Source organism: Cardiobacterium valvarum, from assembly GCF_900460955.1.
Classification (GTDB): Bacteria; Pseudomonadota; Gammaproteobacteria; order Cardiobacteriales; family Cardiobacteriaceae; genus Cardiobacterium; species Cardiobacterium valvarum.
On record NZ_UFUW01000001.1, the window covers coordinates 134294 to 153803 of the forward strand.

Genomic DNA, 19510 nt, shown 5'->3' on the forward strand with positions numbered 1-19510 from the left:
TACCGTGGCTTGCCTTTCGACCCGCTTAGCTGTTGGCTTTGACGTAGTCGATGGCGGTTTGCACGGTGGTAATTTTTTCGGCGTCTTCGTCAGGGATTTCGCAGTCGAATTCTTTTTCCAGCGACATAACGAGCTCTACGAGGTCAAGGGAATCGGCGCCAAGGTCATCGATGAAGGCAGCTTCGGGTTTGATCTGTGCTTCATCAACGCTCAGTTGTTCTGCGATCACTTTGATGACGCGTTCTTCGATTGAATTACTCATGGTGTGTTTTTTCCTAGGTTGTGATTGAGGGGTGCATTGTAAAAGGTTTGGGGGGTGTTTGCCACAGAGCGGCTTTATACCATATACATACCACCATTGACGTTGATGGTCTCGCCGGTAACGTAATCAGCCTGGGCAAGGAAGAGGACGGCCTCGGCGATGTCTTCAACCCGGCCAAGTTTTGCCAGCGGGATTTGCGCGGCAAGCTGGGCTTTTTGCTCTTCCGGCAATTTATCGGTCATGTCGGTCTGGATAAAACCCGGAGCGACGCAGTTGACGGTAATACCGCGTGAGCCGACTTCGCGGGCCAGGGATTTGGAAAAACCTATAAGTCCCGCTTTGGTAGCGGCGTAATTGGTTTGGCCGGCGTTGCCCATGATGCCGACCACCGACGTGATATTGATGATACGGCCACAGCGGGCTTTCATCATGTCACGCAGCACAGCTTTACTGAGGCGGTACACGCTGCTCAGGTTGGTATCAATGACCTTGTCCCATTCTTCCGGTTTCATCCGCATCAGCAGGTTGTCATGGGTGATACCGGCATTGTTGACAAGGATAGCGACGGGAGCGAATTCTGCGGCAATCTCTTTGATGAGGGTTTCAACGGCATCGTTGTCATTGACCAGCAGTTTTTTACCGCTACCCTGATAGCCTTTTTCAGCGATGTAATGGCTGATGGCTTCTGCACCGCTATCGCTGGTGGCCGTGCCAATGATGGTAGCACCCGCTTGGGCAAGCACATCTAAAATGGCGCGACCAATGCCACGACTGGCACCGGTGATAAGGGCAACTTGATTATGCAGGTTCATGCTGTCTCCAGGGCTTGTCGTACGGCGGCGACGCTGTCAGGGTGATCAAAGGCGATAGTGCGCAGATTCTTATTAATACGCTTGTTCAGACCGGTCAGAACTTTGCCGGGGCCGGCCTCAATGAAGAGGTCAGCACCGTGCGCAGCGAGCGCCTCAATGCAGTCTACCCAGCGCACGGGCTGGTAGAGCTGGGCGCCGAGCGCTATTTCAACACCGGTCGCGGTATCGCGGGGCTTGGCATCCACGTTGTGAATGATGACGGCGTTTGTCGGTTGCCAGTTGATTTTGTTGAGGTGCAGGCTGAGTTGCGCAGCAGCAGCGCGCATCAGTTCGCAGTGTGAAGGAACACTGACGGTGAGCGGGACGGCTCGTTTGGCACCCGCCAATTTGGCATTCTCTATTGCTGTAGCAACGGCTTTGGCTTCGCCGGCAATCACTACTTGTCCGGGGGAATTGAAGTTGGCGGCACTTACTTTACCAGGGGTGCGGTTGCAGACGCTGATAACGTCTTCATCGTCCAGCCCCAGGATAGCTGCCATGGCGCCTTCGCCTGTGGCGACAGCCTCCTGCATAATTTTGCCGCGCATGTGCACAAGTTGTATCGCTTCGGCAAAGGTCATGGCACTCGCTGCACACAGCGCGGTGTATTCACCTAGGGAATGTCCCGCCATGTAAGACGCAGTGATGCCGCAGGTTTCATGCAGGATATCAGCACAGGCAATACCGGCGGCAAGCAGGGCGGGCTGGGTGATGGCGGTTTGATCCAGTTCACCGCTTGGGTTTTCTTGGGATATGTGCCACAAATTGAGTCCGAGGACGTCAGAGGCCTCAACAAAACGGCGTTGTACGGCAGGATAGACTGTGGCCAGCTCTTTGAGCATACCGGCGCTTTGTGAACCTTGCCCAGGGAAGATGAGTGCGATGGTGGTCATATACGCTCCTCTTTAGTAGGTAATAATACTTCCGCCCCAAACGAATCCGCCGCCAAAGGCTTCCAGCAGTAGTTTGTGGCCGCGCTGTATCGTACCGTTTTTAATGCCATAGTCCAATGCCAGCGGGATGGATGCGGCGGATGTATTGGCGTGTTCGGCCACGGTGAGGATGACTTTCTCCATCGGGAGGTTGAGGTGCTCTGCAGTCGCCTTGATGATGCGCAGATTGGCCTGATGCGGGATGAGAAAATCAATATTTTCCGCTTGCATGTGTTGTTGCTCAAGCAATTCACCCACCAGTCCAGATAACGTGCGCACGGCAACTTTGAAGACTTCGCGTCCTTCCATATGGATGAAAGGCAAACGGTCAGCAAGGCTGTCTGCCGGGGAACCGCTGCCGCGTGGCACCAGCAGTAGGTCCTTGTAGCGTCCATCACTGTGCAACACGGAGCCATGAATACCGGGGGTATCTGAAGCTTCAAGGATGACAGCACCGGCGCCGTCACCGAACAGAATGGCGGTGCTACGGTCACTCCAGTCCAGAATGTTACTGAAGACTTCTGCACCAATAACCAAGGCGCGTTTGCTGCTGCCCGCGCGGATGAAATTGTCAGCTGTAGCCAGAGCGAAGACGAAGCCCGAGCAGGCTGCCTGCATGTCAAAAGCCGGGATGTTGCCGCAGCCCAAGCGCATTTGCAGTTGGCTGGCGTTACTGGGGAAAAGGTGTTCCGGTGTGGAAGTGGCGACAATGATCAGGTCAATGCTGGCGGGATCAATATTCGCCACTTGCAGGGCATCACGTGCGGCGTAGTAAGCGAGATCGGTGCTGCTTTCGTTGGCCGCTGCGATATGGCGTTGTTCGATGCCAGTGCGGGTACGAATCCACTCGTCGGATGTATCCATCCGCTCGGCAAAGTCATGATTGGTCATGACCTGCTGTGGCAGATAGCTGCCAGTGCTGAGTATTTTGCTATAAATCATGCAGGGGTATCTTCTGCCGGAATGCGGGGTTGCGGTTGTTCGAGTTGCTTACGAATGTGACCGATGATGCCGTTGGTGATTTCTAGACGCGCGACGTTAATAGCATTGGCAAAGGCAAAAGCGTCGGCATTACCGTGACTTTTGATAACGATACCCTGCAAACCGAGCAGGGTAGCGCCGTTGTAGGTGCGTGGGTCGATGCGGCGTTTGGTGCGACGCAAAACCGGTAGGGAAAAGAGTGCGGCGATTTTGCTGAAGATGCTGTGCCGGAATTCTTGTTCCAAGGTGGTCTGGATGTATTTGGCGATACCTTCGACGGATTTCAGGGCAACGTTGCCAACGAAGCCGTCACAAACCACGATATCCAAATGTTCTTTGAGGAAGATGTCGTTGCCTTCCACAAAACCGCAGTAATTGAGGCCGGTTTGTTCTAGCAGCTTGCTGGTTTCCTTGACGATGTCATTGCCTTTGATGGCTTCTTCGCCAATATTGAGCAAACCGACGATCGGTTGCGCTTTCTCATCCACCGCCTTAACCAGCTCCGAACCCATCACGGCAAATTGCACCAGCTGATCGGGTTTGGCATCAACATTTGCACCAAGATCCAGCCAGTGCACATGACCGCCACGCGAAGGCACTACCGCACAGATGGCGGGGCGTGAGATACCGGGCAGCATTTTTAGGATGTAACGGCTGCTTGCCATTAACGCGCCGGTATTACCGGCACTGACACAGGCCTGCGCGTCACCATCACGTACTGCCTCAATTGACTTCCACATAGAGGAATCGGTTTTATGACGCAGCACACTGGCAGGTGCCTCGTCCATGGCAACAACCTGGGTGGTATGACGAATACAGATACGCCCGTCATCAATGGCGGGGAAGGCTTTGTGGGCGCGGATGGCGATCTCATCGCCGACGATCAGCATATGAACGTCGTTATGCCGCTTTTGGATGAGGGCGATAGCGGTCAGCGTTACGTCCAAACCGATATCGCCGCCCATTGCATCAATGGCAATGACGGGCGGCTTGTGCGTGCTCATGGCGCAGGCAGATTTTATTCTTCGATATCAATCTGTTTGTTGCTGGCGCGGACAATGACTTGACGGCCGCGATAGAAACCATCTTTAGTAATGTGGTGACGCAGGTGATGCTCGCCGCTGGCTCTGTCGGTAGAAATAGTTTTACCGGTAAGAGCGTCGTGGGCACGGCGCATGCCGCGTTTTGAGGGGGTTTTACGATTCTGTTGAACGGCCATGAGAATTCTCCTTAGCTTCCAGTAAGTCTTTCAAAGCCGCAAACGGATTGGGTTGCGCGTCTGCCTGCGGCAGGGGGTCTTGCGCGCCGATCTGCGGCAGGCTGCAATTATCATGCTTGGCAATCATCGGCATCGCCAGCAGGACTTCTTCTTCAATAAACCACGCCAAGTCCAGTTCGTCCCCGGCGCAAATCAGGGTTTCGCTGCCATCGGCCACTCTATCTTCCAAAGATTGGTCCCGAATCAGGACATAATCAAAGTCATGATCAACGGTAAGCTCCAGCGGCTCTAGGCAACGCTGACATTCGGTATGCAAGACAGCACGCACATCACCGCTTAAACGGGTTTGTCCGTGCTTGTCGATCTGTCCTTCAAGGGTGTAGTGCACGACGTCATCGCGCGTCCCCGTCCATTGTCGCAATGTTTCCGTTTCTGCCAGTGGCAGTGTGCCGGAATCACGGCAACGGTTTTTGGCATATGCCCATGGGTCAAAATGCCGTAACGGCGGGGTCGCAGGGTGGCGCATCATACTCTCAACATTTTGGGCTGTCAAAGCGATAAATCCTAGCCAATCTGATGGTTGGCTGCAAAATGCAGGTACACAATATCCGAAATTTCGCGGATGACATTACTGCGGCTGGTAATCCAGCTCGAATAATTTCCCGCCGCGGTGCCCTTTTCGATAACGGCGGAAATCGTGTAGGGGTAGCTGCGGCCGTTTGCCTTGCATTCGATGACGCCGAAATTGCCGCAGAGCATCGCGGTAGAGCCGGTTTTGTCGTACACCGTAGCGGTTTGTGGCACGAACTGTGTTTTCGAGCGGATACGGTCGGGATTGGGGATGGACATGATCTGTTTCAGGAACTGTGCACCGGGCAGCTGATTCGCCCACATGGCGCGGAGGAAACGGTCATAGTCAGCGACGGAGGCACGATTGCGGTAAGTACGTCCCTGAGCGGGAATATTCTCGACGATTTGAATATTGCGGAAAATCTGTGGAGCCTGTTTTTTCAGCATCCACTGCACGCCTTCCGGCCCGCCGAGGCGTTTGAAGAGATGGTTGGTGAACTCGTTGTTGCTGGAGACCACCATGCCGCGCATTTCGTTTTGCACCCGCTCGCTCATTGGATAGAGAGCAGCATCTTTCACAAAATGGGTTAGCAGATAGGCCTGGATGACAAACGGTTTGACCAGGCTGGCGCATTGCAGCGGCGTATTGGCATTGATTTGCGCCAGTGGGCGGTTGGCAACCAAATCATGCACCAGCCAAGCGGTACGTTCATCGCTTGCCAGACGACCTTCCGCGCGCAATTGCTGCACGCGTTCATTGATGGCCTGTTCGAGTGGCGTAGCGGCATGAGCGGAAAGCGGCAGTGCGGCACCGAGGCCGAGCATCCCGCTGCGGCTCAGAAATTGACGTTTGGTGAGTAACATGGCGATGGATAAACAAACAGTAACGTGAGCGCTTATTCTAGCAAAGCGACTGTAGAGTGGCGCTAAAAATCATGATGAAGAGAACCGTCGCTGGTGGATGCAAAAATCCGCCGCACGTTTTTCCGTTCAACGTGCTGACGTCCTGCCGACATGGGGGCACCATGCGGACGATTTAGCTGTCTGCCAAGCTCGCTTACAATATTGCCCTTCATTCACCAACCGGAAATCTCCATGACCGACTTCAGCCTCAGCCTTCCCGACAAGCACCTGAAAATGAAGGCTGTATTTGCCGAAACGCCATCGAACATGATTATTGGCGCGCTCTTTTTATTGCTCCTCGCTGCCGGTATTTTCTGGTGGGCAAATAACCTCGCCCGCTCTGCATATACGGACTACCAAATTCAGCGAGGACCACATCACATCGTGCCGGGGGCCGATATTGACGGGAAATGTGAGGCCCATGCTTATATCCTGACCATTTGTGATACCAAGATCCGTACCGATAGCCAGACGCTGGACAAACATTTTGCCTTCTTCGACCTCAGTTTTGATGACTACAGCGTCTATGCCATCGCGCCCGATAATAGCTCCGATCAAATCACGCTCAGCCTCGCTGCCGATAAAGCCATCAATCGCCTGATTTTTGCCCTATGCGTTGCCGGAGTCGGCCTTGTTTGTATTAGTTTTGCTTTTTATCGCGCCTTTATTGACAGGTCTCGTATCAGCGCTCTTTTGCGTGGCTTGAACCGTGCAGACGCCCAGCCGTGGCAGTTAACCACTATAGATGCGTTTGTGGATGACGACAAAATCAAACACTACATGGTCGATATCCATGGCACGGAGCGCAAAATAACGTTTAGTTTCGGCAAAAAAATGGAACCGTGGCTGCTGGACGTGAGCGGTGATACCGCCCGCCTCCTCGCCTTCGCACCTGCCGACGGCGGGGCGGCCGTGCCGTTTGACCGCAAACTCAAAACCATCGGCGGCCTCAACAAAAGCGAGCGGCAGGCACTGATCGCCGAACTCGAACGCATCAGCGGTCAATAGCCCCCGTATGGAAATCATTGATATCGAATTACCCGCCCGTCCGCTGAAAATCAGGCGGTTCGGGCGCTATACCTTTCTTTTCCACGAATTGATGGTTCTGTTGCTGTTCTGCCTGGTCTATTACGTCGGCAAGGGAAATTTCCAGACATTTCGCGATATTTACGATGACTATCAGGCCAGGCATACCGCCACACCGCTGGCACAGGCCACCGTTTCCAGCGAACGGAAAAGCGGTATTTTCAGCACAGAATACCGCTACACCGTGCACTACAAGGGCATCAGCATAGAAGGGAATTTCAGCTATCTCGGCAGGATGGCGGATAACGGTCGTGATGCCCAGGCCATCAGGCTGACAGATGCGCGGGGAAGCCGCATCACCATTGATCATGCCATCGAGACCCTGACGCGGCGTGTCTTTTACGCCATTGGTGGATTGTGCTGCATCCTGCTGTTCCTGCTCACACCGGCCCTCATGTTTTTTATTAACCTGAGGCGGCAACGGATATTGGCCGGAGCGCTGAACCGTCGCGGTGCCTACCCGTGGTGGCTAACCGTTGTGGATGTACTGGAATTGGGTGGCATTGCCTATTTCCCCAGCATTCATGGCACCCCCCGCCGCGTGGTGCTGGCGTTTGACAGAAATTACAGCCTGTCGTGGTGGTATGTCGAAAATGACGCCATGCCGCTGACACTGCTTGCCGAGTACGACAAAAACCTGAATATCGAAGACCCATTCAAAGACAGCCCCGCCATCATCCGTCGGGCGGTGAAAAACCATTTACCCGTTAAACGTATCCTTGCCTTTGCTCCCAAAGACGGCAGCGAGACCGTGCCCTTTGACACCGAACTCAGCAACATCGGCCGCCTGAAACGTGCCGAACGCAAAGCCCTCATCGCTGCTCTGGCGGACATTGCAGCGGCCTACTCAACCACCGTTTACAAAGGACTCCCATGACGACGACAGACGACATCCCCCGCCCGTGGCTGGCGAGCTACCGCGCTGAAGTCCCGCACGACTGTGCGGGTGGCGAATACCCAAACCTTGCCGCCTTCCTTGAAGCCATGTTCGCCCGCCATGCGGCGCTGCCTGCCTTCAGCAACTTCCGCCGCACCCTGAGCTTCGCCGAAATCGGCGAACGCGCCCGTGCATTCGCCGCCTACCTGCGCCACGACCTCGGCTACCAGCCCGGCGACCGCCTCGCCCTGATGATGCCGAACATCCTGCAATTCCCCATCTGCCTCTACGGCTGCATGCTGGCGGGCGTGGTCGTCGTCAACGTCAACCCGCTCTACACCGCGCGCGAACTTGAGCACCAGCTGAACGACAGCGGCGCGCGCGGCATCGTGCTGGCGGAAAACTTCACCCGCAGCGTCGCCGAAGTGCGCCCGCAAGTGCCGGGGCTCAAAGACATCATCGTTACCTGCTACGGCGATGAAATGGGCTGGTTCTGGTCGCCCATCGTTGATTTCTACGTGCGCCACATCGGCAAACTTGTGCCGCCTTACTACCTGCCGGACGTCATCGCCTTCAAAAAAGCCCTGCGCAAAGGGCGCTGCCTGCCCTATGCCCCGCACCAGGCCGCGCCGGATGACATGGCCATGCTGCAATATACCGGCGGCACGACCGGCGTTGCCAAAGGCGCGATGCTCACCCACGCCAACCTGCTCGCGAACGCCGCCCAAATCAACCTGTGGATCGGCTCGTACAACATCGGCCCGGATGACGTCCTCATCACCGCGCTGCCGCTCTACCACATCTTCTGCTGCACCATTAACAGCATCGCCTTCAGCGGGCGCGGCGCGCATTCCGTGCTGGTGACGAACCCTCGCGACATCAAATCCTTCATCACCATCCTGCGCCGCCACCCGCCAACCATGCTGACCGGCGTCAACACCCTCTTCAAAACCCTGCTTAACACCAAAGACTTCCGCCGCCTCGACTTCTCGCGCCTGCGCTTCGTGATTGCAGGCGGAATGCCGCTAGAAAAAACCGTCTCGGACGAATGGCAGCAGCTCACCGGCAACATCATCGTTGAAGGCTACGGCATGACCGAAACCTCGCCGCTCATCAGCGTCAACCAGATGGACACCAAGGCCTACAACGGCACCATCGGCTACCCCATTTCCGGCACCGACGTCAGCCTGCGCGACGACGACGGCAAGCTTGTGCCGCTGGGCGAGCCAGGAGAAATGTGGGTGCGCGGTCCGCAAGTAATGAAAGGCTATTGGCGCCATGAAGAGGAAACCCGCCGCGCCATGCAGGACGGCTGGCTGAAAACGGGCGACATCGCGCAGATGCAGCCGGACGGCGCGCTGAAAATCGTTGACCGCAAAAAAGACATGATCCTCGTCTCCGGCTTCAACGTGTACCCCAGCGAAGTTGAAGCCGTGCTGGCGCAACATCCGGACGTGCTGGAAGTGGCGTGCATCGGCGTGCCGAACGAAGGCTCGGGTGAGAAAGTCAAAGCCTTCATCGTGCCGCGTGCGGGCGCGAAGCCGACGGTAGAAGCGCTGCAAAAATTCGCCAGTGCCAACCTCACCGCCTACAAACGGCCAAAGGTGTATGAATTTTGCGACGAACTGCCGAAATCCAACGTCGGCAAAATCCTGCGCCGCGAACTGGTGGCACGGGAAAAAGCCAAAGCGGCGCAAAATCAGAACCCCGCCTGATGCCACCGCAGCCAACAAAAAACCCGCCGTAAGGCGGGTTTTTTATGCTTGGTAGGGGCCAGTATTTGTCCCGCTTGGTGGGCCCAGCAAATACGCCACTTGACGGGGCCAGTATTTATCCCGCTTGGCGGCTGTCCGCGAGGCCAGTGTTTATTCCGCTTGGCGGCTGCCCGCGAGCCCAGTATTTATCCCGCTTGACGGCTGTCCACGAGGCCAGTGTTTATCCGCTTGGCGCGCGTCCAAGCCTGAATCGTGCACGAAAAAATCCCTTCCCCCGCTTGCGGGGGAAGGTGGCCGAAGGCCGGAAGGGGGGAATAAAAAACCAGGTTTTATCCCGCTTGGCAGCTTGCCGCGTGGTCAGGGGTTTGCCGTTAGCACGCGTTGCAGATATTCGTGCTGGAAGAGGCACATCCGCGTGACGTCGCGGTACTGGCCGTTGATGAAGAATTCGTGGCGCAGGGTGCCTTCGGCCTGAAAGCCGATTTTCTCGTACACGTGCCGGGCGCCCGCGTTTTCCACATCAACGATGAGGTAGATTTTGTAGAGGTTCAGCACGCTGAAGCCGTATTCCAGTGCCAGTTCGGTGGCGCGGGTGGCGATGCCTTTGCCCTGATGGTCGGGTGCGACGATGATTTGGTATTCGGCGCGGCGGTGGATATGGTCGATTTCGACAAGTTCGACCAGGCCGGCGATGTTGTTGCGTTTGCCGCCTTCGTCCGGGCCGTATTCGATGACGAAGCGGCGTTCGCGCTGGTCGCGGATGTGTTCGTCGTAGAGGTGCGTCAGTTCGTCGAAGGTTTCGTAGGGTTCTTCAAACCAGTAGCGCATCACATTGGCGTTGTTGTCTAGGCGGTGCACGAAGTAGAGGTCGCCGCGTTCGAGCGGGCGCAGGCGGATGTCGGGCGGGGCTGTATCGGTGTGTTTGTTGAGCATGGCTGTGAATGATAGGTTCGCGTCGCCACAGGGTATGCCGCTTCCCGGGGGAAATCCACAGGCGGCGCAGAGGCAATAAAAAAGCGGGGCAGGCCCCGCTTTTTCTTTCGCTTAGGTTGGCAGATGCAGCGGCACGAAAACGAGCGTATAGACGATGACCACGGTCAGGGCGGCCAGCGTCGGGACAGACGTGCGTTTGACCAGGAGCATCGGCGAGAGGTTGCCCGCGCCGCTCACCGCGACGATGACGCCTGATACCGGCGACAGGGTGCGGCCAACGTTCGAGGCCTGTTGCATTGGCAGGATGAGGTAGGCGGGGTTGATGCCGAGTTTGTCCGCCAGTTTCGGTGCGATTTCCACGAAGGAATAAAATGCCGCGTTGCCGGAACCGGAAGCCACCACCACCAGCAGGGTGATGCCGACCAGTGCCAGCATCATGATGGTCGCTGCCGAGCCGCTCTTTTCCACCAGCGCAATCATGTCATTGACGAAGCCGATGCTGCTCAGTCCTTCCGAGAACACGCCGGCGGCGATCAAGAGGATGACCACGCCGGCAAATGCTGCGCCCATTTCGCGGTAGGCAACTTCAAGCCCTTCGTAGAGTGCCTTGGCGCCTGAGCCTTGCTGTTCGCCTTTGCAGCGGTGGTAAAGGCTGCGGATGTATTCGATGACGAGGCTGATGATGAGGGTGAGCACGACCACCGCACCGAGCGACATTTCCGGCATGACCCGGCCGCCGATTTCGATTTTGCCGTCGAAGATGAGCATGCCGGCAATCGGCAGGAAGGGCAGCAGCATGTAAAACCACGGCGCCTTTTTCAGGGTGGAAAGGTCCATGCTGACGCGTTCGCCGCTGCTTTGGCTGACGAGGCCTTCGCGGCGGTCGCAGAAGGGTTGCCAAAAGAAGTGGGCGACGGCGGTGGCGAGGATAGCGAGCACGCTCATCGGGATCATGTAGGTGAAGGCGTAGCTTTTCACCGAGATGTGCGCCTGTTCGGCGGCGAGTACCACATCCGGCGCGGTTGGCGCGAGGGTCATCATTGCCGTGGTGGCGCAGACGGCTGCCGCGCTGGGGCGGGAAATGCCGAGACTGGTGAGGATGGGGAACAGTGTCGCCATCAGGAAGGCGCCAAGCGCGGTTGCTGAAGAAATGGCGAACGAGAGCAGGCTGCCGATGAAGAAACCGCCGATCATCAGCACATACGGCGAGCGGATGTAGCCGAGCGGGTGCGAGAGGATGCGGATGACGGTGTCGTTTGCGCCGATGTGCGACATGTAGGCGGAAAAACCGATGAGCACCATGATGAGCAGGCCTAGACCGCCGCCCCGGTTCGCCATCAGGTTGTAGATGAGGTTGCTGATATCGACGTAAAACAGTCCCGTCGCCTTCTCGCCGCCGATGGGTTTGCCGAGGAAAGCCACGGCAAACAGCATCAATGCCACACCGGCGACGAAGAGCACGCCCTTGGCGTTATAGCCGCGAATGATGAGATAGCCCACCAGAAAAATGGTGAGAAAACCGATAATTAAGCTCATGATGCACCTTTGGGTTGAGGAATATCAAGCGCACATTATCACTTTCTTACAGTTTGTAAACACAAGTCCACGCAATATCCACAAAGTACGGCGTTTTTTTGTTTTTCCTGCCGTGAAAAAGCCGCCAAGCGGCGTTCAGGCGCAGGCGGTAAAAACGCGCCCTAATTTTTCCCTAAATCTCTCTCCCTACAATGCGCGCCATCGGCAGGAAGTGAGGGACCTGTCGATGCAGAAAATTCCATAGCCATTTCCTTTATTTCACAAGCGGAGAGAACCTTATGAAAAAAACCATCCTTGCCCCGCTCGGCCTCGCCATACTGCTTGCAAGCGGTGTAGCCGCTGCCAAAGGCGATAATGACCACGGCAGACACCGTGGCCCCGGCCCGCACGGTCCGCACCGCGAACTGTTCCAGGCCTTGCAGCAAAGCAAAATCAGTGCCGCTCAAGCCGTGGCCATCGCCGAGAAAGAAAGCGGTGCACGTGCTGATAACATTGAGCTGGAAATGAAACGGGGTCGCCCCGTTTATGACATTGACCTGCGTGACGACAAGCAGGAACACGAATTCCGCATTGATGCCACGAACGGTGAGATCATCAAGCGCGAAAGCGAGTACGAAAAAAACATGCCGCGCTACGCTACTGTGACCTTGAGCCAGGCGATAGAAACGGCCGAAAAAGAAGTGGGCGCGAAAGTGATTGACGCCGAACTCGAAGGCCGCCGTCAGGGACTGGTGTACGAAGTCAAGCTGCTGGCCGCTGACGGTGGACGCTACTTCGCCGAGATCAGCGCCGATGACGGCAAAATCCTGCGCGGCAGCAAGCCCATCGTGCCGCCGAATGCGGCAGATGCCGCTGAGGTGTTGCAACAGGAAGAACAGGCCGCACCGCCACTGCCTCCACCGCCGCCTGCTCCGGCAGGGCAGGACGGGGCACCGCCGTCAGATGCTCCGGCGAAATCCTGACATCGCCCGCCTGATCCAAGCGACAGCTCCCGGCTGTCGCTTTTTTGTGCTTGAACGGGTAGTGTAAAAACGCGCAACTTCCCGCAAAAGAAGGGAAAAAACGTGTCCAGAGGGCAAAACCGTTACATTACAAACATGCTATACTCGCGCGCCTCAAGAAACCCACACCATCACGAGCATTTCACAATGAACAGACGGGATTTCATCACCGCCACCGGTGCTATCGGTGCCGCCGTACTCAGCAGCAAAACCTTCGCTCAGGACAATCCCCAACAAGCCGAAGCTGATGTGCACAGTTTCGGGCGCGTCATCACCCTCGCGCAAGAACGCGCCAAAAGCCCCGATAACCCTGAGCAATACAGATTCGGTGGCATCTTTTCCGACCTGACCTACGATCAATACCGGGGCATCCGCTTCCGTCGTGAAGCTGATCCCATCCACGCCGCGAACGCCAACTCCCAGTTTGGCCTCGACCTCTTGCCGCCCGGCTTCTTCTATAAAGACCGCGTGCGCATTCATCTCGTCAAAGGCGGCAAGGCCGAAGAAATTGCCTTTGATCCGGGCGCCTTCGACTTCGATCCGAACCTGTTTGATGCCGCTAAACTTGAATTCCCCGACGACGTGCGTCAGGGACTCGGCTGGTCGGGTTTCCGTCTGCGCTACGCCATCAATTCGCCCGATTACATGGATGAATTTGCCGTCTTCCAGGGCGCGAGCTACTTCCGCGCCATCGCCCGCGATACCCTCTACGGCCTCTCGGCACGCGGCCTCGCCCTCGGTACCGGTGGCCCGGGCGGCGAAGAATTTCCGCGCTTCACCCAATTCTGGATCTACCAGCCGGAAGCGAACGACCGCAGCATCCGCCTCGAAGCCCTGCTGGAAAGTCCGTCGCTCACCGGCGCTTATGCGATGGAAATCATCCCCGGCGCGGAAACCGTCTTCCTCATCAAGGCCAGCCTCTTCCCGCGCAAGGATATCGAGCACTACGGCATCGCGCCGCTCACGTCGATGTATTTCTTCAGCCCCAGCCGCCGCGCCGCCATCAACGATTACCGCAACGCCGTACACGATAACGACGGCCTAGCCATGTACACCGGCGGCGAAGCGCGCCTGTGGCGACCGCTGTGCAACCCGCGCGATCTGCAATTCTCCGCCTTCATTGACGACAACCCGAAAGGCTTCGGCCTCTTGCAGCGCGCCCGCGCCTTCGACAACTTCCAGGACGCCGAAGCCCGCTACGACAAACGCCCCTCCGCCTGGGTCACCCCGCGCGGCAAATGGGACGAAGGCAGCGTCTCACTGGTCGAAATCCCCGTTACCAACGAATTTAACGACAACATCATCGCTTTCTGGTCGCCCACCGAACCGCTCAAAGCGGGGCAGCGTCACGACTTCGCCTACGACCTTACCTGGTCGCAGGCCGGCCCCGAATTTTCCGGGCGCGCGCGTATCGTCGGCACCCGTAGTGGTGCGGCGGTGAACAACCCCGAACGCTTTACCTTCACCGTGGACTTCGCCATGCCCGAAGGCAGCGCTCCGCTGGATCCCGATACCCTGAAACTTGCGACCAATGCCAGCGCCGGTGAAATCCATGCCGTTCACCTCGTCCGCCTGCCGGAAGGCGGCAGACTGCGCGCCGCCTTCGACTACCAGCCGAAAAGCAACACCATGGCCGAGCTGCAACTGCGCCTCACTGATACTAACGGCGTCCCTGTCGCCGAAAGCTGGTTCTACCGCTGGGTGCCGCTCTGAGGCAACACTATTCCAAGCCATAGCTGACTCCATTGCTTTCTCAATGCAAGGCGGCGAGCCGAAGACAGTACAAATGAGTACGGCGAGGCTCGCCAACCCCGCAGGGGGAAGTAAGGGTATCGGCTAGAAAGGGCGGGCATCAGCCCGCCTTCATGCCATATAACATCACCTGAACCTAGATTCCATGAACACCACCATCCCCGCCGTGCCGCCGGAAGCCCCGCTCAACATGCGGGTTCAGTCCCTGCGCAAAGCACCCGGCCGGCCGCCCATCCACACCCCGCTGCGTACCCACCTTGCCCGCCTCGTCGCCTTCGGTGGCGCGCTCGCCATCGGTACCTTCGGCAGCTGGCACATGCTCAAAGCTTTCGGCGACGGACGCAGCACCCTGTTGCAATACATCCTGTTTGTCTTCTTCGCGCTCACTTTCTACTGGGTTGCCTTTTCCACTACCGCTTGCCTCGCGGGGTTATTACCGCAGCGCCGTCACCAGGGCAGGCTTGACCCGCAAGGCGGTAAAGTCGCCCTGCTTATGCCCGTCTATGGCGAAGATCCGGCGCTGACCCACGCCGCACTGCTGGCGATGGCACAAGAACTCAGCCACACCGCGCTCGCCGACCGCGCCGAAATCTTCATCATCTCCGACACGCAAAAGCCCGACGCCTGGCTGGGCGAAACCGCCGCCCTGCACGTCCTGCGCGAAAAATCGCCGCTCCCCGTCTGGTACCGCCGCCGCGCGCAAAACAGCGGGCGCAAATCCGGCAACGTCGAAAACTTCGTACGCCGTTGGGGCGGGCGTTACGCCTACATGATCATGCTGGACGCCGATAGCCTGATGGAAGCCGACACCCTGGTCGAAATGGTCGCGCGCATGGACGCCGAACCGCGCCTCGGCCTGCTGCAAACCATGCCGCGCCTCATCGGCGGCAACTCCCTGCTTGCCCGCGCCATCCAGTTTGCCGGTGCCCTCTACGGCCCCATCGTCGCGCGCGGCGTCGCCGCCTGGCAGGGCGAAGACGGCAACTACTGGGGGCATAACGCCATTATCCGCGTCCAGGCCTTTGCCGACAGCTGCGGCCTGCCCATCCTGCGCGGGCGCAACCCTATCGGCGGCCACATCCTGAGCCACGACTTCGTCGAAGCCGCCCTTTTGCGTCGCGCCGGCTGGCACGTGCGCATGGATCCCGATCTTGGTGGTAGCTACGAAGGCCTGCCGCCGACCCTGGACGATCTCGTTGGCCGTGAACGCCGCTGGGCGCAGGGCAACATGCAGCACCTCGGCATCATCGGCAGCAAAGGCCTGCGCTGGCCGAGTCGCATCCACTTCCTCATCGGCATCGCCAGCTACATCATGAGCCCCATCTGGCTCATCATGCTCATCGTCGGTACCGGCATCACCGCGCAAACCCTCTTTACCAAGCCCAAATACTTCACCAGCGCGCGCCAGCTTTTCCCCGACTGGCCGACTTTCGATCCCGAACGGATGCTGTGGCTCTTCTTCGCCGCCATCAGCCTGCTGCTCTTGCCCAAATTCATCGGCTGGATCCGCGTCCTCATCAGCAGCAAACGCCGCCGCGCCTTTGGCGGCACCCTTGCCGTCACCCAGGGTTTCATCGTCGAACTCATCATCTCCACCCTCTACGCGCCGCTGCTCATGCTTATCCAGACGCGGCACGTTATCGATATCTTCCTTGGCCGCGACAGCGGCTGGCGCACGCAAAACCGCGAAGGTGCCCTGCTGCCGTGGAAAGACGCCATCAAGCGCAACCTGCTCTACGTCGCCATCGCCACCATCGTCCTCTGCGGCCTCATCTGGCAGGCGCCGAACCAGATCATCTGGCTCTCGCCCATCATCATCGGCCTCTTCCTCTCGCCGTGGCTGTCGCGCCACAGCGGCAACACCCGCCTGGGTGGCTGGCTCGCAAAAAAACACATCCTGCTCATCCCCGAAGAAACCAGCCCACCGGCCATTGAGACCGCTGCTGAGGCAAACAGCACCGCCTTTGCCGCCTGCCGCAGCCGCCGCATCCATGAACTGGGCCGCGACCGCGCCCTGGCCGCCGCCCATATCGCCGCCCTCGACCTGAACGCGCCGCAAAGCACCAAAGACCGTCTGCTGCACATCACCGCCAAGGCCAAACTGCAAGAAGCACAGCACTATGCCGAAGCGCTGAAATACCTGACCCCGCAGGAACTCATGCACACAGCGGGCTCACCGGAACTCATCGAAACCCTGCTTAACCTGCCCGAATAAAGAAGGCGACCATGCAAACCCTGCCCCTGCACCACAGCGGCCCGCTCGGCGGCATCCTTGAAGAAAGCGAGCGGCACCAAATCGTCGAAATGCGCCTGCGTGCGGGTAACGAAATCCCGCCCTACCAAAGCCCGGCGACCATCATCCTCATCACCCTGAGCGGCAGCGCGGAAATTCACAGCAGCGTTGACGGCAGTACGGTAACCCTGCTGCCGGACCGCATCATCAGCCTCGCACCGCTGGAAACCCACAGCATCCGCGCCACCGCCGACAACACCCACATCATCGCCATCAAAAGCGGCCCGACCACCTGAACAGGCGGCTGCCGCCGGTGGCAACATCTCCCGGCGCACTATACAATCCGCGCCCACACCAACCCACGGAAAACCCCATGCTCGAAGACATCCGCGAAAAAAAGACCAACCGCATCACCTACGCCCTCGTCATCATCGCCGGTATCGGCATGCTGTTTATCGGCGTTCCCTTCTTTAACCAGCCGGGCGGAGAGCGCGCCACCGTCGCTACCGTCAACGGCCACAGCATCCCGATCAGTGCCTACAACAACGTCTACCGGGAAATACAGCAGCAAGCCCCGGATCTGGGCGAAGCCGAGACCAAAGCCCGCACCCTGCGCCGCCTCATCACGCAAAACCTCTTCCAGCAGCATGCCCTCGACAGTCGTTACATCCTGCCGGAAACCGCCCTCTACCGCATCATCAAAAGCCAGTTTGGCGACAACACCCAATACCAGCAATGGCTGACACAAAACCACCTCAGCGCCGAAACCTACCAGAACAGTGTGCGCAACGAACAAACCGTTGCCGCCTACTACCGTGCCCTGCTGAGTGACCCAGGCGATAACCACCCGCTCCTGCAATCCTACCTGCAAACGCTGGCACAAGAACGCGGCTACACCCTCTACACCTTGCCGCGTGCACCGCTGGCGGAGGCTGTTAGCGTCAGCGACGATGCCCTGCATGCCTACCACAACGCCCATCAAGATAACTACACCACGCCGGAAGCGGTGGACATCGACTATACCCTCTACGACATCGCCGACCTCGGCGCGAGCGACGAACAAATCGCCGCTGCCCGCCAGGCCAGTGAAAAACGTAGTGGCCGCTACATCATCTTTGACGACAGTAAAACTGCCGCTGACGCTGCTGCTGCCATCCAGGCAGGCGAAAAAACCTTCGCCGACTACTGGCAGGCCGTTACCGACAAAACCACCGCCGGCGAAACCGGCACCCTCGACCCCGCCAGCAAAGACAAAAGCGTGACCCCGGAAATTGGCGAAGCCCTCTTTGCCCTGGCGGCAAGCGGCGACACCAGCCCTGTCATCAAAAGCGAATACGGCGACATGCTGATCGAACTCGGCAACATCGAAGCCAGCTCCCTCAGCGACGACGAACTGCGCCGCCTCGCCGCCCAACAAAACCTCGCCACCTACGACAGCCGTGCCAACCAGGCCTTCGACGCCGCGCAAAACGGCCAGCCGCTGCCCGCCATCACCGGCATCACCGGCGGCAACATCGCCAGCCTGAAAAACATCACCGCCGCCAGTACAGATGCCGCCTGGCTGCAAAACCCGAAAGTGCGTGAACAACTCTTCGGCGAAAAACCGCTGGCGGAAAATAAAACCGCCGACCCAGTCGAAATTGCGCCGCAACAAACCGTCTTCTTCACCGTCACCCGCCGCGAAAAACCGCAGCCGCGCCCCTTCGCCGAGGTGAAAAACGACGTCGAACGTGACTACCGCAATGCCGAGGCGGAAAAAGGCCTGCAAACACGCGGCGAAGCCCTGCAAAAAGCCCTCAGCGAGAACAATCGCGACGAAGTCGAAAAACTCACGCGGGAATACGGTGTGGAAACCCTCACCCTTGAGCCGACTAACCGCTTCAGCGACAACCCGATCGTGCCGGCACTCTTCGAAAACCCGGCGCGCATCAGCACCCAGAAAAGCGCCAACGGTGACCTCATCATTGCCCGCCTCGATAGCGTGCGCGACGGCGACATCAAAGCCCTGCCGGATAACATTCGCCAGGGCGCTGCCTTCACCTGGCAGCAACAGGACATGGCGACGACCTACAACAGCTACGGCGACTGGCTCTACCGCCACGCCAAGATCAAGGTCAACGAGGAAATGTTGCAACGCCAATAAACGCCGGCATCTTTCGCCTTGGCGAAAACAAAGAAATCCGCTGCAATGCGGCGGATTTCTTTTGCGCGAACCCAGCCATTACGCCGCTTGATGAAGCCTATGCCTCCGCTCCCTGCGGGTCATCCTGCTGCAAGCCGTCCAGAATCGCGCAGGCGGGTGTGTCGTCACCGTGGCAGGCATCGTGCCAGCGCTGTAATTCCGCCACCATCACCTGCAAGTCACCGATTTGTGCGCGCAGGGTGGCAATGTGTGCGGCGGTGAGCGCTTTCACTTCGCCGGCGTGGCGGGCGGGGTTTTCCTGCAAACGCAGCAGGGTGGCGATTTGTTGCAGGGAGAAGCCGACGGCGCGCGCGTGGCGGATGAAGTGCAGGCGGGCGAGGTCGGCGCTGTCGTAACTGCGGTAGCCCGCGGCGCTGCGCGTGGCGGGGGTGAGCAGGCCGCGTTTTTCGTAATCGCGGATTTGTTTGGCGGATAGACCCGTGTGGCGGGCGGCAGCGCTGATGTGCATGGGGGTTG

General features: G+C 58.3%; 19 protein-coding genes. 8 read left to right on the forward strand and 11 right to left on the reverse strand.

Annotation, left to right across the window (positions count from 1 at the left end; all coding sequences use genetic code 11):
- Window positions 1–25 precede the first annotated feature (25 nt).
- The 8 genes from acpP to DY250_RS00695 form a co-directional block, all read right to left on the reverse strand.
- Window positions 26–262, reverse strand: a complete 237-nt coding sequence (gene acpP, locus DY250_RS00660; protein ID WP_006985227.1) for an acyl carrier protein — start codon at window positions 260–262, stop codon at window positions 26–28.
- Between the two features lie 74 nt (window positions 263–336).
- Complete coding sequence (fabG, locus tag DY250_RS00665) at window positions 337–1074, reverse strand: 3-oxoacyl-ACP reductase FabG (protein ID WP_115610473.1); 738 nt, start codon at window positions 1072–1074, stop codon at window positions 337–339.
- Complete coding sequence (fabD, locus tag DY250_RS00670; protein ID WP_115610474.1) at window positions 1071–2006, reverse strand: ACP S-malonyltransferase; 936 nt, start codon at window positions 2004–2006, stop codon at window positions 1071–1073. Before fabD ends, fabG begins: the two co-directional genes overlap by 4 nt.
- Before the next feature lie 12 nt (window positions 2007–2018).
- Entirely contained in the window at window positions 2019–2987 is a 969-nt protein-coding gene (locus DY250_RS00675; RefSeq protein ID WP_115610475.1) for a beta-ketoacyl-ACP synthase III, read from the reverse strand.
- On the reverse strand, window positions 2984–4030 hold the full coding sequence (plsX, locus tag DY250_RS00680) for a phosphate acyltransferase PlsX (protein ID WP_115610476.1): 1047 nt from the start codon (window positions 4028–4030) through the stop codon (window positions 2984–2986). Before plsX ends, DY250_RS00675 begins: the two co-directional genes overlap by 4 nt.
- Window positions 4031–4044: 14 nt before the next feature.
- A complete protein-coding gene (rpmF, locus tag DY250_RS00685; RefSeq protein WP_115610477.1) occupies window positions 4045–4245 on the reverse strand; it encodes a 50S ribosomal protein L32 in 201 nt (66 codons plus the stop codon).
- Complete coding sequence (locus DY250_RS00690; protein WP_245950984.1) at window positions 4223–4633, reverse strand: YceD family protein; 411 nt, start codon at window positions 4631–4633, stop codon at window positions 4223–4225. Before DY250_RS00690 ends, rpmF begins: the two co-directional genes overlap by 23 nt.
- Window positions 4634–4809: 176 nt before the next feature.
- The gene (locus tag DY250_RS00695) at window positions 4810–5679 is read right to left on the reverse strand and encodes a serine hydrolase (RefSeq protein WP_115610479.1); all 870 of its coding nucleotides are present in this window, start codon (window positions 5677–5679) and stop codon (window positions 4810–4812) included.
- 231 nt (window positions 5680–5910) lie between these two features.
- Here DY250_RS00695 and DY250_RS00700 point away from each other — a divergent pair, with 231 nt between their 5' ends.
- From DY250_RS00700 to DY250_RS00710, 3 genes are read left to right on the forward strand one after another with little or no spacing between them, the layout of a single operon-like run.
- On the forward strand, window positions 5911–6726 hold the full coding sequence (locus DY250_RS00700; RefSeq protein WP_115610480.1) for a hypothetical protein: 816 nt from the start codon (window positions 5911–5913) through the stop codon (window positions 6724–6726).
- Between the two features lie 7 nt (window positions 6727–6733).
- A complete protein-coding gene (locus DY250_RS00705) occupies window positions 6734–7681 on the forward strand; it encodes a hypothetical protein (RefSeq protein WP_115610481.1) in 948 nt (315 codons plus the stop codon).
- Window positions 7682–7695: 14 nt separating this feature from the next.
- Entirely contained in the window at window positions 7696–9396 is a 1701-nt protein-coding gene (locus DY250_RS00710) for an AMP-binding protein (RefSeq protein ID WP_172542402.1), read from the forward strand.
- Window positions 9397–9753: 357 nt separating this feature from the next.
- Here DY250_RS00710 and speG read toward each other — a convergent pair whose 3' ends face one another.
- The gene (gene speG / locus DY250_RS00720; RefSeq protein WP_115610484.1) at window positions 9754–10329 is read right to left on the reverse strand and encodes a spermidine N1-acetyltransferase; all 576 of its coding nucleotides are present in this window, start codon (window positions 10327–10329) and stop codon (window positions 9754–9756) included.
- A 111-nt stretch (window positions 10330–10440) separates the two neighbouring features.
- Window positions 10441–11865 (reverse strand): anaerobic C4-dicarboxylate transporter DcuC, encoded by a 1425-nt coding sequence (gene dcuC / locus DY250_RS00725; protein ID WP_172542121.1) that lies wholly within the window; start codon window positions 11863–11865, stop codon window positions 10441–10443.
- A 278-nt stretch (window positions 11866–12143) separates the two neighbouring features.
- Between dcuC and DY250_RS00730 the strand changes: the two genes are divergently transcribed.
- The 5 genes from DY250_RS00730 (at window position 12144) to DY250_RS00750 (ending at window position 18994) form a co-directional block, all read left to right on the forward strand.
- A complete protein-coding gene (locus DY250_RS00730; RefSeq protein ID WP_115610486.1) occupies window positions 12144–12827 on the forward strand; it encodes a PepSY domain-containing protein in 684 nt (227 codons plus the stop codon).
- Between the two features lie 186 nt (window positions 12828–13013).
- A complete protein-coding gene (locus DY250_RS00735; RefSeq protein WP_115610487.1) occupies window positions 13014–14579 on the forward strand; it encodes an OpgD/OpgG family glucan biosynthesis protein in 1566 nt (521 codons plus the stop codon).
- A 184-nt stretch (window positions 14580–14763) separates the two neighbouring features.
- Entirely contained in the window at window positions 14764–16833 is a 2070-nt protein-coding gene (gene mdoH, locus DY250_RS00740; protein WP_115610488.1) for a glucans biosynthesis glucosyltransferase MdoH, read from the forward strand.
- A gap of 11 nt (window positions 16834–16844) precedes the next feature.
- Window positions 16845–17147: a cupin domain-containing protein gene (locus tag DY250_RS00745; RefSeq protein WP_115610489.1), complete on the forward strand. Its 303-nt coding sequence runs from the start codon at window positions 16845–16847 to the stop codon at window positions 17145–17147.
- 77 nt (window positions 17148–17224) lie between these two features.
- Window positions 17225–18994, forward strand: a complete 1770-nt coding sequence (locus DY250_RS00750; RefSeq protein ID WP_115610490.1) for a peptidylprolyl isomerase — start codon at window positions 17225–17227, stop codon at window positions 18992–18994.
- A 97-nt stretch (window positions 18995–19091) separates the two neighbouring features.
- Here the strand turns inward: DY250_RS00750 and DY250_RS00755 are convergent, their stop codons facing one another.
- A complete protein-coding gene (locus tag DY250_RS00755) occupies window positions 19092–19502 on the reverse strand; it encodes a MerR family DNA-binding protein (protein ID WP_115610491.1) in 411 nt (136 codons plus the stop codon).
- Window positions 19503–19510: the final 8 nt, after the last annotated feature.